The organism is Streptomyces sp. NPDC059828, assembly GCF_042731955.1.
GTDB lineage: Bacteria > Actinomycetota > Actinomycetes > Streptomycetales > Streptomycetaceae > Streptomyces.
Genome location: NZ_JBHWIW010000026.1, coordinates 16,183 through 35,215, shown reverse-complemented (window position 1 = coordinate 35,215; position 19,033 = coordinate 16,183). Strand labels below are relative to the sequence as shown.

The window sequence follows — 19,033 nt, the reverse complement described above, 5'->3', positions numbered from 1 at the left end:
CCGCGTATCGTCTTGTAAGGCCCGTCCGACGACCGCCCGTACGGCACAATTCCTTGTAAATACAAGGCGGTTGCTCAGCTGCTCAGCTCTGGTGGAAGGGTGCGTCGCCGTGGCGGTGCAAGAGGCGGGACACAGCGTGCACGGCGGCGGTTGCACCTGCGGGGACTGTCCCCATGGCGCACGGGAGGGGCACCGTCGTGCGGTCGCCGAGTTCGGCGCGCGCCGGGACGAGCTTGCTTCGGGGCGGGGGCTGCCCGCGCAGATCGCCTACTCCGAAGGGGCGTCCCGCCAGTGGATCTCGGATGAGCTGACCGCGTCGGCCCGTGCCGTCGCCGAGCGCAGCAGGGCGGCGGGAGCGGCCTGGCTGCACCGCGTCTGGCTGCGCACGCTGCTCGCGGTGTGGGGCTGTGCCGGTCTGTCGCTGACCGTGCTCGCGGTGACCGCCATCGGTACCGGATGGGGCCCGACGCGTACCGCGGCGCTCGCCGCCGCGCTCTCCGCCGCTGTCCTGCTCACCGGTGCCGCATGGCTGCACCGGGCTCACGGCGGGCTGCTCGCCCCGGTGGTCGGCGAGGACAACCGCCTGTCCACCTCGCGGGTGGTCGCGGCGGCCTGGGTGTTGTTCGCCGCCTCAAGTGTGCTGTTCCTGGCCTTCCGGCTGGCTGTGGCGGGGGTGTCGCCGGACGCGCCGGGGGGTGGGCCGGGCGGCGGACCCGGTGGCGGATCCGGGCTTGCCCGGGGTGCCGCCCTCCTGCTCGTGGTGGCCGTCGTCTGCCTGATCGCCGTGGTCGTACGCCGGGTTGTCACCGTACGCATCCTCACCCAGCGGGTGCAGAAGGTGCAGGCCGACCATCCGCGCACTGCCGATCTGCTGTGCGACGACGGCGGGCGCGGCAGTTTCACGGACACGCAGTACGTCCTCGTCGGCGCGGCGAGTCTGAGCTACGCCGCCGTCGTCCTCGTCCGGGACCCCGGAGGGCTGCCGCGGCTCCCCTGGAGCGTGACCGCCCTGGCGCTGGTCTCGGCGTTCGTCTATCTGGCCGGGAAGTACGCCGAGGGCTCGCGGCCCGTCGTCCTCTCGGTGGTCCGTGCCCGTGAACCGGGCGACTTGGACGGCCCGATCAGGACCGGGGACGACATCGAGATCCGGGGCGCGGGCTTCGTCCCCCCGGGCGCGGGCGCCCCGGACCGGCTGGCCCGCATGACGGTCCGCATCGGCCCCGTCCATGTGCATGTCCCGCTCGTACCCGTGGCCGGGGGCTTCACCAACCCCACCGACGCCGGCATCAGGGTTCCGGTCCCGGTCGATGTCGAACCAGGCCGGGTCGACGTACAGGTGGTGACCGCGGCAGGCGCCGAGTCCAACCGGGTGAGTATCGACGTCACGGACTGAACCCCGCTGAGCCATATGGCCGTCAGCTACGTAGTCATATCTGCGGATCGTGGGAAGAATCGTTCCAGCCGGGTACGACGCGGAGGCGACGATGGCGCATATGGACCGGACGACGACGATGGCAACATACGGACTGATCGACGAGCGGCGGGACGGCGACGACGGCTGGAAGGGCACCGCGCAGCGGTACGCGCTGCTGCCCCTGCGGCTCTTCCTCGGCGTCACCTTCATCTACGCCGGGCTCGACAAGCTCCTGGACCCGGCCTTCCTCTCGGCGAGCGGCACCGGCTCGATCGGCGAGCTCATGAGGTCGGTGCGCGGCTCCTCGGCGATCCCGGGCCTGGTGGACCTGGCCCTGAAGAACCCCGCGGGCTTCGGCTACGCCATCGCCATCGGCGAACTCGCCGTCGGCATCGGCACCCTGATCGGACTGCTGGCGCGGCTTGCCGCGTTCGGCGGTGCGCTGATCTCGCTGAGCCTGTGGCTGACGGTGAGCTGGCAGACGTCGCCGTACTACTACGGCAACGACCTGATCTATCTGATGGCCTGGCTGCCGCTTGTGCTGGCCGGTGCCTCGGTGCTCTCCGCAGACGCGGCCATCGCGGAACGGCGCCGTCTGAGCCGGTAGTGCGCCAGAGCCACCACACCGGCCAGGAACAGACCCCCGAAGACCAGCGGCAGAGCCACAAACCACGGGACCTCCCAGGCACCCGCCACCTCACCGAGATACGCCGCGGCAGCCGACAGGGCCGCCGCACCGGCGATCAGCCGGGCGGGCCTGAACTCATGGAGCAGCACGGGTGACCTCCACCAGACCGAGCCCGACCTGAAGGTCGAGCGTGAGCGTCCCGGCCGGTGCCGCCTTCTCGCCCGGCCTCTTGCCTGCATCTCCGGAAGGGGGGAGCGTGACCGTGCGCCGCTGGTCCGGGCCCACGTCCACGCGCTCCCGCTGGTCGCCTGACAGCCGGACCGCGCCGAGACCGGTCTCGGCGGTGATCTTCACCGTGGCGTCTTGGGGCACGATCACCCTCAGCCGGCCCGCACCCACCTCCACCTCGGTGTGCACGGACGACTTCGCCGGGATCTCGAGACCGCCCATATCGAGCCGGGCGTCACCGGTGCCGAGCTCATAGCGGGGTGCGACCGCCGCCACGGCAGTCGGCTGCCACTCCGTACGCGTCCACCGGGTGCCGATCTTCTCGGGCAGCACCGCCGAGCCCGCCAGCAGCAGGGCGGTGACCATCGTCAGCAGGACCGTGCCCCCGCCCGTACGCCCGAGGAAACTACTGATCAGCAGGCCCAGGCCGAACACCGCGAGGGCGCACGCGAAGCCGGTCTCCAGGCTGGTGCCGAGCGGCTGCCCGTGCCAGCTCAGCCCGGCACCGAGACCCCCCGCGAGCAGCGCGAGCAGGAAGACAAGCCCCCCGATGCCACGCGGCCCGCGTGGGCGCGCGGTGCCCGGGACCGGACCCGCGAACCCGCCCGGTATCCACTCCTGCGCCCGGCCGCGGTCCCCGTGCGCACCCGGATGCCGTGGCGCGGCTGCGGCCCAGGCACCGACCACCGCGTCGGGCGGTCCCCAGAGATAACCGGTGGCCACCGGGCCCGTCGAACCGTCCTTGACGATCGGATCACGCCACCACGAAGGCCCGCCCGGCACCGGCGGGGCCTTGGTCTCCGGTGGTGCCTCCTTGACGGCCTGCGCCGTCGCGGGGTCGAGCGGGCCGCCGTCGGACGCGGCCAGGCTGCGACGCTGCGACCAGAACGCGGCCGCCGTCACGGCGATGGACAGCAGCGCGGCGAAGCCGAGCGTGGTGCCGTTGCCGAGCATCGACAAGAACAGTGCGCAACCGAGCAGGGCCATCACCACGGCGATCAGTGCCGCGCCGTCGACCCGTCCCGACAGCGCACGGCGGGCCTCGTTCTCCTCCTCGCCCTCGAGCGGGATCAGCAGCCAGGCGAACCCGTAGAAGATCAGACCGACGCCGCCCATCACCGCGAGCACCGCGATGACGATCCGGAAGATCACCGGGTCGATGTCGCAGTACCGCCCGAGCCCACCGCAGACACCGGCCACGACTTTCTGCCGCGGGGTCCGGCGAAGCTGGGGCTGCTGCTCCCGCGGTGGCGCGGGGGGCGGAGCGGTCGGCTGTGTCATGACTCCATGGTGACGGGCCCCGGCCCGCTGCGGCAGCCGCCCCGACCCTGGCCCGTCCCTGATATTCCCCTTCCGGGATCCGGGGGATCAGGGTCGGTCTCAGGGGCGGCCCTGATGCCCGCGGCGGGACGGACGTGTGACCATCGGGGCATGTCAGCCGCAGCAGCCCGCCTGCCGGAAACCGAAGAACCGCCCGTCCGCAAGCTGTACCGCAGCGCCGACGGGCGGTGGCTCGGCGGTGTGGCGCGCGGCCTCGCCGGCCATCTCGGGCTGCCCGTGGTCTGGGTCCGGCTGATCTTCTTCTGCCTCTTCATGGCCGACGGGCTGGGCGCGCTGCTGTACGCGGTGTTCTGGATCGTGGTGCCGCTCGGCGTCGGCGGCCGGTCCGCCGACCCGAAGCCGGTCTTCGAGACCACCGCCGACGGCAGACGGCGGCTGCGCAAGCCTGACAAGGGCCAGCTGTTCGCACTGTTCGGCCTGCTGATCGGGGCCGCCTCGTTCGTCGCCAACGTCGATCTGGGCGGCCCTGCCAACCGCTATGTCTGGCCGGTACTGCTGATAGGCACCGGTCTCGTCCTGGTGTGGCGCCAGGCGGACAACGCACGCCGGGCCCGGTGGACCGGCGATGGCACACGCCGCCGGCTGTTCCAGCTGGCGCGCGGTCTCGCCGGGGTCGCCCTGGTCGGCATGGGCCTGACCGTGTTCGTCGTCGTCCGGGGTTCGGCCGCCCAGTTCGGCAATGTCATGACGGCCGCGATCGCCGTGATCGTCGGGGTGGGTCTGCTGGTGGGCCCCTGGCTGGTGCGGATGACCCAGGACCTGTCCGAAGAACGTCTGATGCGTATCCGCGCCCAGGAGCGGGCCGAGGTCGCCGCCCATGTGCACGACTCCGTCCTGCACACACTCACCCTGATACAGCGGAACGCGGACGACGCCGGCGAGGTGCGCAGGCTGGCACGCGCCCAGGAGCGCGAGCTGCGGAACTGGCTCTACCGCCCGGAGGGCACGGGCAAGGAGGCGGACGAGGAGCCGGCCACCGTGTCCGACGCGGTGAAGAAGGCCGCCGCCGAGGTGGAGGACAAGCACGGTGTCCCGCTCGAGGTGGTGGTGGTCGGCGACTGCCCGCTCGACGAGCGGCTGGTGGCGCAGATGCAGGCCGCGCGTGAGGCGATGGTCAATGCCGCCAAGTACGGTGGCGAGGGCGGCCCGGTGCAGGTGTACGCGGAGGTCGAGGGCCGTACCGTGTTCGTCTCCGTACGGGACAGGGGGCCCGGCTTCGACCCTGACGCGGTTCCCGAGGACCGGATGGGCGTAAGAGAATCGATCATCGGGCGTATGCAGCGCAACGGCGGCACGGCGCGGCTGCGCTCCGTGCCGGGCGGGGGCACCGAGGTGGAGCTCGAGATGGAACGCGGGACGGAGACCCGTGAGGGGACCCCACACGGCACTTCCCACGGCACTTCCCCAGGACAGTGAGAGGCGGACGGACGAATGACCGAGCAGACCGACGGGGGCGAGCAGGGCGCGGAGCGTCGCGTACGGGTCGTGCTCGTCGACGACCACCGGATGTTCCGGGCCGGGGTGCAGGCCGAGATCGGTCGCACGGAGGCGACGGGAGTCGAGGTGGTCGGTGAGGCCGCCGACGTCGACCAGGCGGTCACCGTGATCACTGCGACCCGCCCGGAGGTCGTGCTGCTCGACGTGCACCTCCCGGGCGGCGGCGGGGTGGAGGTGCTGCGCCGCTGCGCGGGGCTGATGGGCGGGGAACACCCTGTGCGCTTCCTCGCGCTCTCGGTGTCGGACGCGGCGGAGGACGTGATCGGCGTGATCCGCGGCGGTGCCCGCGGCTATGTCACCAAGACGATCACCGGCAGCGATCTGGTCGACTCGGTCTTCCGGGTCCAGGACGGGGACGCGGTGTTCTCACCGCGGCTGGCGGGATTCGTGCTGGACGCGTTCGCCTCGACCGATGCCCCTCCGGTGGACGAGGACCTTGACCGGCTCACCCAGCGGGAGCGGGAGGTGCTGCGGCTGATCGCGCGCGGATACGCGTACAAGGAGATCGCCAAGCAGCTCTTCATCTCCGTGAAGACGGTCGAGTCGCATGTGTCGGCGGTGCTCAGGAAGCTCCAGCTGTCGAACCGGCATGAGCTGACGAGGTGGGCCACGGCACGCCGGCTGGTGTGAGCGTGTGCGGCGGGCCGTTGCTGCGGATTCTGTTATGCAACCGCCGCACCGAGATGGCAACCAGAGCGTCCCGGTTTCCCTCTGACTGACCGTGATGAGCTTGACCGGGACGCCCTTCTTCATGGCCACGATCGTGCTGGCCGTGGTCGCCTTACTGCTGCCACTGGCTCTCTGGAGCCGGGTGCGCGGACCTGCACTGCTGCGCGGGGCCACCCGGCTGCTGATGCTCGGCTTCGCACAGGTGACCGCGCTGCTCGTGGTTTTCGTGGGCGTGAACAACAGCAACGGTCTCTACGGAAGCTGGGACGACCTGCTCGGCACCGGCGTGCACGTGAGGGCCGCCGAGGATCTCGGGCGGGACGGTTTGGGCGGCACGCGGTTCGCCGATCTGCCGGCGTCCAAGCAGGTCTTCAAGCCCGCCGACGACCCCAACATCGGGCCGGGCGTGCTGGTGACGGAGTTCACCGGCCAGGTCTCGGGGGCGGGGGGCGAGGTGTTCGTCTGGCTGCCGCCGCAGTACCACGATCCCGCTTACCGCAAGACGAGGTTCCCCGTCGTGGAGCTGCTGCCGGGTTACCCGGGTGCCTCACGGGCCTGGTTCACCTCACTCAGGGTCCAGGAGCAGCTCAAGCCCATGATGGAGCGCGGCGAGGTGGCTCCGTTCATCATGGTGGCGCCGCGTACCACCCTGCTCCAGGGAATGGACACGGGCTGTGCGAACGTGCCGGGGAAGGTCAACGCGGACAGCTGGATCAGCGTCGACGTCCGCAAGGCGATCATGGACAGCTTCCGCGCCTCGCAGCGCCCGGACGGCTGGGCCGTCGCCGGCTACTCGGCGGGCGGCCACTGCGCGGCCAAGCTCGCCATCGCCCACCCCGACCGCTACCGCGCCGGGGTCAGCCTGTCCGGCTACAACGACCCGGCCGCCGAGAAGGCGTCCATCACGGCCTTCGACCCCGAGCTTCGCCGGGCCAACAACCCGCTCGCCATCCTCGAGTCCGCACCCAGGGCCCCGCACACCTCGCTCTACGTCTCAGGGGCGAAGGGCGACGGCCTCGAAGCGGGCCTCGCCCTGCGTGCCGCGGCAAAGGCCCCGACGCACGTCGCGGTCGTCGAGGTCATGGGCCCCCATGACACCGAGGGCTGGAAGCGCCAGGTCCCGGATGTCTTCCGCTGGCTGACCAGCAAGCTCTCCGCCGAGGGGGCGCCGCGTATGACGGCGGCCGCGCGCTGAGGACTTCAGGGATGTGCGCCGTGCCAGGACAGAGCGTCGACGACCGGGGCAGGGCTGCGTCACGTGCCACGGGTCGCGGTCAGACCACCCGGGTCGCGCCGGCGAACGGCATCTGGTCGATGGGCGCGACCCGTACCGGTGCGCCCGGCCGCGGGGCGTGGATCATCTGGCCGTTGCCGATGTAGAGCCCCACGTGTGAGATGCCGGAGTAGAAGAACACCAGGTCGCCGGGTGCGAGTTGGGAGCGTGGTACGCGGCGTCCGGCGTCGATCTGGGTGTAGGTGGTCCGGGGCAGGGCGACCCCGGCCGACCGCCAGGCGGCCTGGGTGAGACCCGAGCAGTCGTAGGCCGATGGGCCGGTCGCACCCCAGACATAGGGACTTCCGAGTGCGCCGTAGGCATACGCGATGGCCTGTGCCGCACGGGGATTGGGGGCATCGGCGGTGCCACCGGGGGCATCGCCGCGCGCGGTGTCGCGGTCGGCCCGCCCGGGCGCTGTGCCGTCCTGGCTCGCGTAGCCGGCCTGCTCGGCGGGCGTCATCCGGGCCAGGACGGACCGGGCGGCGGCGAGCTTCTCGCGTACGGCCGTGCGGTGCCGGGCGAGCTCCTCCTGACGTGCCGTCAGCTCGTCCAGTGTTCCGACGGCTTCGCTACGGAGCTGGGCCAGCTCCCGGGACTGCTTGCGGATCCCGGCCAGGGTGGCGGCCTGCCGGGCGCCGGCCCGCTCGGTGAACTCGGCGCCTGCCAGATAGGCGTCAGGGTCGGAGCTGAGCGCGAGTTGCACGGCCGGGTCGAGACCGCCCGCACGGTACTGCGCGGTGGCGATCGAACCGAGTGCGTTGCGGGAGGCGTTGAGCCGTTCCGTGCGCCGGGCGGCCTCGTCGCGCAACCCGTCGAGCGCGGTGCGGGCCCCCGCGGCCGCCTCCTTCGCACCGTTGTACCGCTCCGTGGCCTCCTCCGCCTCCCGGTACAGGGTGTCGGCCTTGGCCCTCAGCTGCTCGGGTGTGGCACCGGGCTCGGCGTGCCCGGCGCCCTCGTAGAGAGTGCCCGTCGCGGCACCCGCCAGCGCGACGGTGAGAGCGGTGCGGGCGGCAGTGCCGCCCAGGGTGCGCTGCTTGGGTCTGCGGTGCGCTGCCACGAGGCCAGTCCTTCCGGTGTCCGGCAGGTCGTTCCGTGCGGTTCCGGCGGCGGTCCGCCCAGGGGAAGCGGCCGCCGCCGGATCCTTCGGCGTGGCGGTCGAGTCTGCTGACCGGTATGAAATCGGCAGGTCGATCGCCTGGGGGAGGACGCTAGACCGACGCGGTGCGCCGCTGGGACGGCATGACCGATATTGGCGGAAGTCGCCCCGCTCCGGTCGGTTTCCGACCGGAGAGCTAGGCTCCGGTGCCATGGACGTACTCATCAATGTCTTCGTCGCGCTGCACATCATCGGTATCGCCGCGCTGCTCGGGGGTTTCCTGACCCAGATGAAGGCCATGGGTGCCGGGACGGCGCGCTTCACTCCGGCGATGCTGCACGGTGCGCTGACGATGCTGGTCACGGGTGTGGCGCTGGTGGGGCTCAACGAGGCGGACGGCCAGACCGTGAACAACCTCAAGGTCGGCGTCAAGCTGGCGGTGCTGGTGGTGATCCTCGGCCTCGTCTACGTGAAGCGGGACGAGGAGACGGTGGACAAGGCGGTGTTCGGCGCGGTGGGCTGCCTGACCGTCGCCAACATCTTCATCGCGACGCTCTGGACCTGACCAAGCGCATATTTCCAGCCAACTATTGGCCAGGAGTATCGGCCCCTGCGCCCCTCTCTTCACATGAGCCTCACAGGAAACTCCCGGCATGAGCATGGCATTTGCATGCGCCGGTCTCGAACCGGCCCGGCAACTGGCCCCGTCAGGCGGCTCCGGATGCGGAAATCGCCTCTTGTCGCAACGGATTGAACTGCGACTATGGTGAGCGCCGCGCGCGGACGAGGGTCTTGACCGACTCAGTCGTGACGCGTGCACATCACTGGCGGCCGGGGGAACAACGCCGCCACGGGGGAGAGGCAAAACGTTCATGCCGCCATATCGGCATCAGCAGCATCGGCATCGGCTCACGGTGCGTACCGCAGCGGTCGGCGCGACCACCCATTGCACCCGTCTCCACGCCGGGACGGCTGGCTGACCAGCGCTTGGCACCACGCCACCGCTCTCTCTTCCGGCGGCCACCCCGCCTGCCCACGCTCGCTGTGAAGGATGCCCGTCTTGCGATTCAGACCGGGGTTGTTCAGCCCCAGATCACGCTCATCCACCACTCTCACCACCGCCATCACCTCCGCGGCCGCACTGGCCGTTCTCGGCGGTCTCGCCGTGCAGCCGGACGCGGTCAGCGGGAACGCCGAACCGCGCATGACCACGGTGGGCAACGACTACGACTGGTACGTGGAGACACCCGCGGAGGAGCTGCGGCAGGACCAGTGCCTGATGTCCGATGTGCTGCGCCTCGGCGGCACGTCGATGTCCGCGACCGCGCAGGACGGTCTCAACCAGTCGCAGGAGAAGCTGCATGAGCTGGCCAACCGCCAGCACTGGCAGGACACTCTGCTCGCCCAGGCGTTCAAGAAGGACCGCGACGCCGCGGACAAGGAGCTGGATGTCCTCCATGCTCAGCGGGGCACCTGGCAGAAGCCGCTTGACGGGCTGGAGACTCCCGCTGGGTTCACGGTGGCAGGGTTCCACTGGCCTCCGGGTTCACCCGGCGACGGCCAGCAGGACTTCTACAGCCAGACCGGTCTGACGAAGTGGGTCGCCGACCGGTTCTGGAAGAGCGAGTCAGACTTCTACGAGGACCCCACGCCGAAGGCTGACGCGGCGACGGTGAAGGCCGTCAAGGACCTCGGCGGGCCGTTGTACGGCAAGGACCCCTCGGCCGCGAACAATCCCCATTGGAACCGGGACGTTGCCGAGCACGACGGGTTCGAGCATCTGACCGATTGGTCCCTGGAGCCGACGGGGGCGGACAACGCCCGGATCTTCCTCGGCTCAGGCGGCTTCCCGCGCACGGCGCCGCAGCCGGGCACGGCCGAGTACCGGGTCGCGGTGGAGGATCTGAAGACGCGGTTCGCGTCGTGCGCGTGGCGTGATCCGGTGGATCCGAACAAGGTCCTGGGTGACCTGTCGGACACGGCGGCGCAGGAGTGGCAGAAGGAGGTCGCCTCCCAGGCGACCCAGCGCAATCAGCTCCTGACCGCAAACAAGGACGCCACCACCTCTCTGGCCACCGGTGCGAAGACGCTGGGTGACCTGCTGGGCCACTCCTGGATCGCCGACCGTCTGGCGCGCTGGCAGGACTACTGGTCCGCGGGCGGTATGGGCTGGATCGGCGACAGCTATGTGACGATCGAGGTACCCGGCGCCAAGGGCAGCTGCCTGGACGTCCAGGGCGGCGGCAAGACCAACGGCACGGCGGTCCAGATCTACACCTGCAACGGCGGCGCCGCTCAGCAGTGGACGATCGAGGGCAGCGAGGACGACCTCCACCTCCGCAATGTGGGCTCGTTCAAGTGCCTGGATGTGGCGGGGAACGCGTCGGCCAACGGTACGAAGATCCAGATCTCGGACTGCTACAAGTCCAAGGGCCAGTCGTGGAAGGGCGATGTCCGCGCCTCTTCGCCGCTGAAGAGTGTGTCCACGGGCAAGTGCCTGGATCTGAGTGCGTTCACCAAGAGCACGGACGCGCGGCTGTGGGACTGCAAGGACGCCAGTGCGCAGAAGTTCCTGATCAAGCCGTCGGGTCACAAGGGTACGGACAGCCTGTCGTATCCGGACAAGGTGCAGTTCGACAAGGCGAAGAAGGGCGTCACCGACACGCAGGCGGCGGCGAAGAAGCAGCTGGCCGCGCTGAAGGTGCAGCTGGAGAGCGCCAAGAAGTCGGGTACCGCCTCGGATGCGGCCGAGCAGGCGGCGTACGGGATCGCGGATGCCGCTGGTGCGCCGCGGGGTCGTGGTCTGCTGGTCGGTCAGCAGAAGGCGCAGGTCACCAAGGGCATCGTGGCCGCGTTGACGGCGATGGTGAAGGCCGGTGAGACCGCTGAGGCGGCCACCCGTGCCTCCGCGAGCGACAGCGACACGATCGCGCAGCGTGCGCTGGCGCAGGCCGCGCAGGTCAACGCGGAGTTCCGCAAGGAGGCCGCGCACAAGGCCGAGTTGCAGGCGAAGGCGGCTGCGGATGCGGCGAAGCTGCACCGGGACAACGCGAAGAAGGACAAGGAGACGGCGGAGGCGAAGCTCGTCGTCGCGCTGAAGGCGGAGGCGGACGCGAAGGCCGCTGCTGCTGACGCGCACGCCAAGCGGCTTGCGGCCGAGGCCGAGGAGAAGACGGCAAAGGCGGAGAAGGAGACCGCCGCGGCCAAGCAGGCCGAGGCCAACCAGCACAAGAAGACCGCGCAGGCCGAGGCGGCGAACGCCCAGGATGCCAAGGAGAAGGCGGAAGCCGCCGAGTCGACCGCCGTCGCGCGGAAGAACGACGCGGTCAAGGCCCGTGACAACGCCCGCGATCTGAACGACGACGCGTGGGACGCGGCGCAGAAGGCGGACTCCGCCCGGGCCAAGGCCGACGCCAAGGAGGCGTTCGCCGAGGCCCACGAGTCCGACTCCAGCGCCCAGGAGTCCCGGGCGGCGGCCAACGCCGCGGACGCGTACGCGGATGATGCCGAGGCTGCCGCCGGCCGGGCCCGTACGGCGGCGGACGCCGCCTCTCAGGCCGCGGCCGAGGCGGATGCCGCGGCCACCCGCGCCGAAGCAGCGGCCAAGCGCTCCCGAGCAAACGCCGACGCGGCCCAGGCCGCCAAGCTGAAGGCCGACGCCGCGGTGAAGACCGCGACCAGCGCCGTGGCCGATGCCATCAACGCGTCCCAGCACGCGATGGCGGAGGCCAAGACGGCCGTTGCGCTCGCCGACGAGGCCGAGAAGCTGGCGAAGACCGCCAAGTCCGAGGCGGACGAGGCGAGCAAGGAGGCTGTCAAGGCTCTGGAGGCTGCGGCGAAGGCCGCGGGCTTCGCCCATGTCACCGCGCAGGCCGCGGTCGACGCGGGCAATGCCGCCGCCCAGGTCGCCAAGCCCGCCAACGACGCGATCCAGCTGGGGTCCCCGTATGTCACCAGCGACTCCGCGGCCAGTCTGGTCGTGCTGACGGGGCAGGCGTCGAAGTCGATCGCCGACCAGCAGAAGGCCGTCGCCGACGCCCACGCCAAGAACGCGCTGGCCGAGGCCGCGGCCGCGAAGAACCTCGCGGACCAGGCGACGGGCGACGCGAAGATCGCCTACCAGTACGCGGCCAACGCCGCCGGCCACGCGGCCAACGCCCGCACCTACTCCAAGGAGGCCCTCGGCTACGCGGCCGATGCCGCCAAGGCAGCGTCGGCAGCGTCGGCGTCACTGGCCCGCACGGTGGAGTACGACCGCCAGGCGACCGCGGACGCCGCTGCCGCCGACCAGGCGGCCGGACGCGCCGAGGGCTACGCCAAGGAGGCCCGGGAGTCCGCCGACCAGGCCGCACTCGACGCCCAGGCCGCACGCGAGGCCGCAGCCGCGGCCGAGCAGGCCGCCAAGGACGCCCGCGCCGCCGCCACCCGCGCCGACGCAGCCGCCACCGAAGCCGAACAGGCCGCCAAGGACGCACTCAAGTACGCCCAGAGCGCCCAGAAGGCAGTGGAGGAAGCGGCTCGCAACGCCGCCAACAAGCAGGTCTCCACCGGTGCGGGCACCGGAGTCGGCGGCACCTGGTACGTCGTCGACGAAGACACCATCGAGATCACCGACGCCAAACAGCACAACCCTTGCGTGATCACCGTCGGGTTCGAAGGCTGCACCACCACGTTCACGGTCACCTTCAGCGCCGTGGTCGACTTCTTCCTCTGCACCAACCCCGACGCGATGGCCAGCGGCAGCTCCTGCCCGCGCCAGGACACGCTACTCGTCGAGAGCAAGCGCATCCCGGGGATGAAGCAGGAGGTCACCCGGTACTTCTCCAAGCTGGAACTCATCGAGATGACCCTGGCCTACCAGGTCATCAAGGCGGTCCTGGTCCAGGACTTCGTCGACTGCTGGCACGGCAGCGCCAGCGGCTGCGCCTGGGCGCTGAGCAACTTCATCCCGGGCAAGGCGTTCGGCAAGGTCTTCGAAGGGATCCGGGCCCTGGACGCCGCCATGAAGACCGGCGTCGGAGTCCGTGACGCGTTCCACGCACTCAAGGTCCTCGACCTCGACCCCGGGACCATCGCCAAGCTCAACAGCACCATCAACGCCTACGAAGACCTGTACACCGCCTGCAAGGCGAACAGCTTCCCCGGCACCACCCAGGTGCTGATGGCGGACGGCTCGCACCGGCCCATCAGCCAGGTGGGCGTGGGTGACCTCGTCAAGGCCACGGACCCGGCTTCCGGCCGGCTGCGGGCCCGGCAGGTCACCGACACCTTCAAGCACGACACCCAGCGGCTGGTGGACATCACCGTTGCCGACGGGGGGAAGCTCGCCAGCACCGCCGGCCACAAGTTCTACGTGGCGGATCGCGGGTGGACGCTGGTCTCCGACCTGCGCGTCGGCGATCGCCTGCGCACCCCGGACGGCTCCGTCCGCCCGGTGACCGCACTACACGACCGCTCGGGCCTGGCTCCGCGCACGGTCTACGACCTCACGGTCGACGACCTGCACACGTTCTTCGTGCGCACGACGGGCGAGCGCCCCGACGACGTTCTCGTGCACAACTGCAAGGTGGCCTTGGGGTGGCAGAATAAGGGGAAGCTCGACGAGTGGGCTGGGCTTCCCGAGAACAAGTTCCAGACCTTCTCCAACGCGTCTCCGAGGGACTTCGCCCGGATCGCGGAAATGGCCATCGCCGACCCGAACGTGGCGCTCCACGTCAACATGACGGGACTGAACGAACTCGGGGGCTTCATGAAGGCCGCCCAGCGCGGCCTGAACGCCGGTGAGGCCGGACACGCCACGGACTACGAGATGTCCATGATCGCGAGGGCCGTCATCAACGGCCAGCGCCCGTGGAGTTCGATCAAGTTCTACTCCCCGTCGGGTCCAGGTGGAGCCATGAAGCTGGACCCCCCGACGGACATGCCGGACCTTTCGGTGCTGAAGGGAGATCTTGGCCCCGTGAAGGGTTCGGTCATCGGATCCTGCCACTGCTGAGGAATCGAGTATGGGAACCGATCAGAAGCACCTGTACCCGGACGTGACCGCGTCGGGTGGCCTCGGACCAGCCATGAAGGAGGCAGCGGAACTGCGCGGATGCGACATCGGGCTATCGCCCTGGGACGTCGACGTGGTCAGTGTCGAGACGGCGAGGGGGGTCGTGTCAGTCGATCCCGCGGCCGATGAGCGACTGTTCCGGATGCGCGTCCACATTCCCGGGTTCACCTGGGAGATCGGCTCGACGGACGATCTCGGATTGCTCGTGGAGGCGGTTGCCGCATGGCGGGCGGGCGTGCCGCTCGAAGAACTGGCGACGAGGTTCACGTTCATGGAGCTCGATGAGTTCGCCAGGGCACTCGACAGCGGGGAGCTCATTTCTGCGCAGTGGTCCGACCTCCTGTCGTCCGACTTCCACCGAGGAGAGCGGAACCTTCTGCGTCGCCTCCATGCGGATGACGTGCTGCGGAGCATGTTCCCGACGATCTCGCACGGGGCCGTCCGGCTGCGGGTGGATCCGCTGGACGGAACGAGCCGCCAGGTCCTGGTGCATGAGTTGGACGAGGCGCGTCATGAGGTCATGCGCGTGGGGGTGCCAGGGGCCACGTGGACCGAGGTGCCGACCGGCGATCTGATCGCCTGTCTGCGAGCTGCCTTGAACAGGGAGTGATCCCGGCAGCTCGGTGAAGCCGAACCCCGCCAGGTCGTCCCTGGCGGGGTTTCTTCGCGCTCATGCGTTCGGCCCGCAGGCAGCGGCCAGGCCACCCCGATCGGCCGGGCCGCAGCGTGATCCCGCTCAGGCCGGCCGCACGCTCCCGTGGATCGGCATGTAGTAGATCGATTCCTCGCGGACGTTCGCGCCCGGCTTCGGGGCGTGGATCATCTGCCCGTTGCCGATGTAGATCCCGACGTGGCTGATGTCGTCGTAGAAGAACACGAGGTCGCCGGGGACGAGGTCCTTCGCCGCGATCCGCTGACCCACCTCGATCTGGTCCCAGGTGGTGCGGGGCAGATCGACGCCGGCCGCGCGCCAGGCGGCCTGGGTGAGGCCGGAGCAGTCGTAGGAGCTGGGTCCGGTCGCGCCCCAGACGTAGGGCTTGCCGATCTGGCTGCGGGCGAAGGACAGCACCTGCTGCGCCTTGGCGGCGTACGAGCCGGCGGAGGTGCCCGCGCCGGTTCCCGTGCCCTGCTGCTCCTGTTCCTGCTGCGCCCGGCGTTGGGCCTCGGCCTCCGCTCTGGCCGCTGCCTCGGCCCTGGCCTTCGCCTCCGCCTTGCGGTGTGCCTCTTCCTCCCGCTGGCGCTCCAGTTCCGCGAGCCGTGCCCTCTCCTCCGCCGTCAGCTTCGACAACAGCTCCCGCGCCTCGGCGAGCTTGCGCTGCACCGTCTCCTTGGTGCTGCGCAGCGATGCCTGCGAGTCGGTGAGCGTCTCCAGGCTCCTGGTCGCCTCCGCGCGCTGATCCGCCGCCGCGGACCGCTGCTCCTCGAAGTCGGTGACGGCTTCGCGCTGTTCCTCGGACAGCCGGTCCATCAGGCGCGTCTGGTCGAAGTACTCCTGCGGGCTGTCCGCGAGGAGCAGCGCGGCGGTCGGGGTGACCGTTCCGGTGCGGTACTGGGCGGCGGCGTACGAACCGAGCGCGCGGCGGGCTTCGTTCAGGGACTCCGTGCGCTCCGCGGCGTTGTCCAGGAGCTGGTCCACCTCGCGGCGCTGCTGCGCCGTTTCCTCTTTGGCACGGTCGTACTGCTGGGTCGCGGTTCCGGCCTGGCGGTAGAGGTCGTCGACCTTCTTCTGGACCTCTTCGACGCTGGGCTGCGGTTCGGCCTGGGCGCTCTGCGTGGACAGCAGGGTGACGCCCGCGATGGCTGCCGTCGTGAACCCGACGGCGGGATTCTTCGTACGTGTACCCGTGTGGGCACGCGCTTTGCGATGCGATGCCAAGGCAGGCATCTCCTTCCGTTTGCCGCCTACCGGGTTAGCTGTCGGGTTCGGACGGAACGGAAGGTTGTCCTACGGGCCTTGATGCAACGTGGCCCGATTCACCCCGGTGGGGCCCCTCTTGTGCGGGTGGGCACAGGAGAGTTGGGTCCCCGGTTCCTCACCTTCCTTGCGGAATGGTCGGATTCGGCGCGAGCTGCCCGATTGGCGTTGGTCGCCGCGGGGGTACGGGCTGCCTTGGCGAGCACGCTAGCCAAACTGTGGCGCTCGTGTGAAGGTCGGTGCGCATTATGTCCGATACATTTCCGTGACCTTGGCGTGTCGTGGCCGCAACTTCACAGAATGTGACGAGCGTGGATTGGCGTGATCGAGACGCGTGATTGAGGCGAAGGCGGCGGCGGGCTGTCAGTGCGGCGGCCTAGACTCGTAGAGCGATGAGCAGCCTCTTTGACGACAGCTTCCTGGCCGGCCTCCAGCGCTCCGCGGCCTCGGAGGAGCCCCCGCCTCCGGAGCCCGACGAGCACGCCCCCGCCGAGGACGTCCCTCACGACCTCTTCGGGGGTCGCTTCGACGTGCCCCCGACCAGGGACGAGTACTACCGCAGCGGTGTGCCACGCCCGGCCGTGGACCCCGCCGCGCTGCTGGAAGGCCTGAACGAACAGCAGGGCGCCGCCGTCGTCCACACCGGCTCGCCGCTGCTCATCGTGGCCGGAGCCGGTTCCGGAAAGACCCGGGTGCTGACCCATCGGATCGCCCACTTGCTGGCGACCCGCAATGTCCACCCAGGGCAGATACTGGCCATCACGTTCACCAACAAGGCCGCGGGCGAGATGAAGGAGCGGGTCGAGCAGCTCGTCGGCCCCCGCGCCAACGCGATGTGGGTCTCCACCTTCCACAGCGCCTGCGTCCGCATCCTGCGCCGCGAGAGCAAGAAGCTCGGCTTCACCTCGTCGTTCTCGATCTACGACGCCGCCGACTCGAAGCGGCTGATGGCCCTGGTCTGCCGCGATCTCGACCTCGACCCGAAGAAGTTCCCACCGAAGTCGTTCAGCGCCAAGATCTCGAACCTCAAGAACGAGCTGATCGACGAGGAGGCGTTCGCCGATCAGGTGGCCGGGGGCGGCTCCCAGGCCGGAGGCTCCGGGGGAGGCTTCGAGAAGACGCTGGCCGAGGCGTACCGGATGTACCAGGCGCGGCTGCGCGAGGCCAACGCCCTGGACTTCGACGACATCATCATGACCACCGTCCATCTCCTCCAGGCGTTCCCGGACGTGGCCGAGCACTACCGGCGCCGCTTCCGGCATGTCCTGGTGGACGAGTACCAGGACACCAACCACGCCCAGTACACCCTGGTGCGTGAGCTGGTCGGCGAGGGATACGAGGACCTGCCGGCCGCCGAGCTGTGCGTCGTCGGTGACGCCGACCAGTCGATCTACGCCTTCCGCGGCGCCACGATCCGCAACATCCTCCAGTTCGAGGAGGACTATCCGGACGCCACCACGATCCTGCTGGAGCAGAACTACCGTTCCACCCAGACGATCCTCTCCGCCGCCAACGCCGTCATCGAGCGCAACGAGAGCCGTCGTCCCAAGAACCTCTGGACGAACGCGGGCGCCGGAGCGCAGATCACCGGCTATGTCGCCGACACCGAGCACGACGAGGCACAGTTCGTCGCCGACGAGATCGACCGGCTGACCGACGCGGGCGAGGCCAAGGCGGGCGATGTCGCCGTCTTCTACCGGACCAACGCCCAGTCCCGTGTCTTCGAGGAGATCTTCATCCGTGTCGGCCTGCCCTACAAGGTCGTCGGCGGGGTGCGCTTCTACGAGCGCAAGGAAGTCCGGGACGTCCTCGCCTATCTGCGAGTTCTCGCCAACCCCGAGGACAACGTCCCGCTGCGCCGCATCCTCAACGTCCCCAAGCGGGGTATCGGCGATCGCGCCGAGGCGATGATCGACGCCCTCGCGCTGCGAGAGAAGATCACCTTCCCGCAGGCGCTGCGGCGCGTGGACGAGGCGTACGGCATGGCGGCCCGTTCGGCCAACGCCGTGAAGCGCTTCAACACGCTGATGGAGGAGCTGCGCACGATCGTCGAGTCGGGCGCGGGCCCGGCCACCGTCCTCGAGGCGGTGCTGGAGCGCACCGGTTATCTCGCCGAGCTCCAGGCATCCACCGACCCGCAGGACGAAACCCGTATCGAGAACCTCCAGGAGCTCGCGGCGGTCGCCCTCGAATTCGAGCAGGAGCGGGGAGCCGACGAGGGTTCCGGCACGCTCGCCGAGTTCCTGGAGCAGGTGGCGCTCGTCGCCGACTCCGACCAGATCCCGGACGAGGACGATGAGGGCAGTGGAGTCATCACCCTCATGACGCTGCACACGGCGAAGGGCCTGGAGTTCCCGGTCGTGTTCCTCACCGGCATGGAGGACGGCGTCTTCCCGCACATGCGGGCGCTCGGCCAGGCCAAGGAGCTGGAGGAGGAGCGGCGGCTGGCGTATGTGGGTATCACCCGCGCCCGTGAGCGGCTCTATCTGACCCGCTCGTCGATGCGCAGCGCCTGGGGCCAGCCCTCGTACAACCCGCCCTCGCGTTTCCTTGAGGAGATCCCTGACGCGCATCTGGAGTGGAAGCGGACGGGACCGATGGCCGCCCCGGCGGGTCCGGTCTCGGGGATCACTTCCTCGCTCTCCTCGTCCCGGTCGCGTTCCGGCCCCTCGGGCTTCGCGACCAGGCGGGCTGCCGACAAGCCGGTCATCGCGCTGGTGGTCGGAGACCGGGTGACGCACGACCAGTTCGGTCTCGGCACGGTGATGGCGGTGACGGGACTGGGAGCGGACGCCCAGGCGACGATCGACTTCGGGGACACCAAGCCGAAGCGGCTGCTGCTGCGATACGCGCCGGTCGAGAAGCTGTAGCGAGGAGCCGGGGTGCGGTGAAGCCGCACCCCGAAGGGGCGGAG

At 69.9% G+C, this 19,033-nt stretch carries 12 protein-coding genes and 1 riboswitch; of the genes, 9 read left to right on the top strand and 3 right to left on the bottom strand.

Features of this window, described 5'->3' with window-relative positions; all coding sequences use genetic code 11:
- Positions 1–109 precede the first annotated feature (109 nt).
- Both ACFV6V_RS17580 and ACFV6V_RS17575 read left to right on the top strand, forming a co-directional pair.
- On the top strand, positions 110–1,393 hold the full coding sequence (locus tag ACFV6V_RS17580; RefSeq protein WP_385565563.1) for a hypothetical protein: 1,284 nt from the start codon (positions 110–112) through the stop codon (positions 1,391–1,393).
- Positions 1,394–1,484: 91 nt separating this feature from the next.
- Complete coding sequence (locus tag ACFV6V_RS17575) at positions 1,485–2,021, top strand: DoxX family protein (protein ID WP_385565561.1); 537 nt, start codon at positions 1,485–1,487, stop codon at positions 2,019–2,021.
- A gap of 156 nt (positions 2,022–2,177) precedes the next feature.
- Here ACFV6V_RS17575 and ACFV6V_RS17570 read toward each other — a convergent pair whose 3' ends face one another.
- Complete coding sequence (locus ACFV6V_RS17570; protein WP_385565559.1) at positions 2,178–3,551, bottom strand: PspC domain-containing protein; 1,374 nt, start codon at positions 3,549–3,551, stop codon at positions 2,178–2,180.
- 114 nt (positions 3,552–3,665) lie between these two features.
- On the opposite strand from ACFV6V_RS17570, the gene ACFV6V_RS17565 reads away from it, so the two are divergent.
- From ACFV6V_RS17565 to ACFV6V_RS17555, 3 genes are all read left to right on the top strand, one after another.
- Positions 3,666–5,027 carry a PspC domain-containing protein gene (locus ACFV6V_RS17565; protein WP_385565556.1) on the top strand — a complete coding sequence of 454 codons (1,362 nt, stop codon included), beginning with the start codon at positions 3,666–3,668 and terminating at the stop codon, positions 5,025–5,027.
- 15 nt (positions 5,028–5,042) lie between these two features.
- Positions 5,043–5,738 carry a LuxR C-terminal-related transcriptional regulator gene (locus ACFV6V_RS17560; protein WP_385565553.1) on the top strand — a complete coding sequence of 232 codons (696 nt, stop codon included), beginning with the start codon at positions 5,043–5,045 and terminating at the stop codon, positions 5,736–5,738.
- Between the two features lie 94 nt (positions 5,739–5,832).
- A complete protein-coding gene (locus ACFV6V_RS17555; protein WP_385565550.1) occupies positions 5,833–6,972 on the top strand; it encodes an alpha/beta hydrolase in 1,140 nt (379 codons plus the stop codon).
- Positions 6,973–7,051: 79 nt separating this feature from the next.
- Here ACFV6V_RS17555 and ACFV6V_RS17550 read toward each other — a convergent pair whose 3' ends face one another.
- Positions 7,052–8,110 carry an NlpC/P60 family protein gene (locus ACFV6V_RS17550; protein WP_385565547.1) on the bottom strand — a complete coding sequence of 353 codons (1,059 nt, stop codon included), beginning with the start codon at positions 8,108–8,110 and terminating at the stop codon, positions 7,052–7,054.
- A 250-nt stretch (positions 8,111–8,360) separates the two neighbouring features.
- On the opposite strand from ACFV6V_RS17550, the gene ACFV6V_RS17545 reads away from it, so the two are divergent.
- From ACFV6V_RS17545 to ACFV6V_RS17535, 3 genes are all read left to right on the top strand, one after another.
- Positions 8,361–8,714, top strand: coding sequence for a hypothetical protein (locus ACFV6V_RS17545; RefSeq protein WP_385565545.1), 354 nt, complete (start codon positions 8,361–8,363; stop codon positions 8,712–8,714).
- A 486-nt stretch (positions 8,715–9,200) separates the two neighbouring features.
- A complete protein-coding gene (locus ACFV6V_RS17540; RefSeq protein WP_385565543.1) occupies positions 9,201–14,144 on the top strand; it encodes a ricin-type beta-trefoil lectin domain protein in 4,944 nt (1,647 codons plus the stop codon).
- A gap of 10 nt (positions 14,145–14,154) precedes the next feature.
- A complete protein-coding gene (locus tag ACFV6V_RS17535; protein WP_385565541.1) occupies positions 14,155–14,814 on the top strand; it encodes a hypothetical protein in 660 nt (219 codons plus the stop codon).
- A gap of 126 nt (positions 14,815–14,940) precedes the next feature.
- On the opposite strand, the gene ACFV6V_RS17530 is transcribed toward ACFV6V_RS17535, so the two are convergent.
- A complete protein-coding gene (locus tag ACFV6V_RS17530) occupies positions 14,941–16,089 on the bottom strand; it encodes an NlpC/P60 family protein (RefSeq protein WP_385565538.1) in 1,149 nt (382 codons plus the stop codon).
- Positions 16,088–16,279: riboswitch (cyclic di-AMP (ydaO/yuaA leader) on the bottom strand. (Overlaps the previous gene by 2 nt.)
- A gap of 232 nt (positions 16,280–16,511) precedes the next feature.
- On the opposite strand from ACFV6V_RS17530, the gene pcrA reads away from it, so the two are divergent.
- Positions 16,512–18,989 (top strand): DNA helicase PcrA, encoded by a 2,478-nt coding sequence (pcrA, locus tag ACFV6V_RS17525; RefSeq protein ID WP_385565536.1) that lies wholly within the window; start codon positions 16,512–16,514, stop codon positions 18,987–18,989.
- The last annotated feature ends 44 nt before the right edge of the window (positions 18,990–19,033 follow it).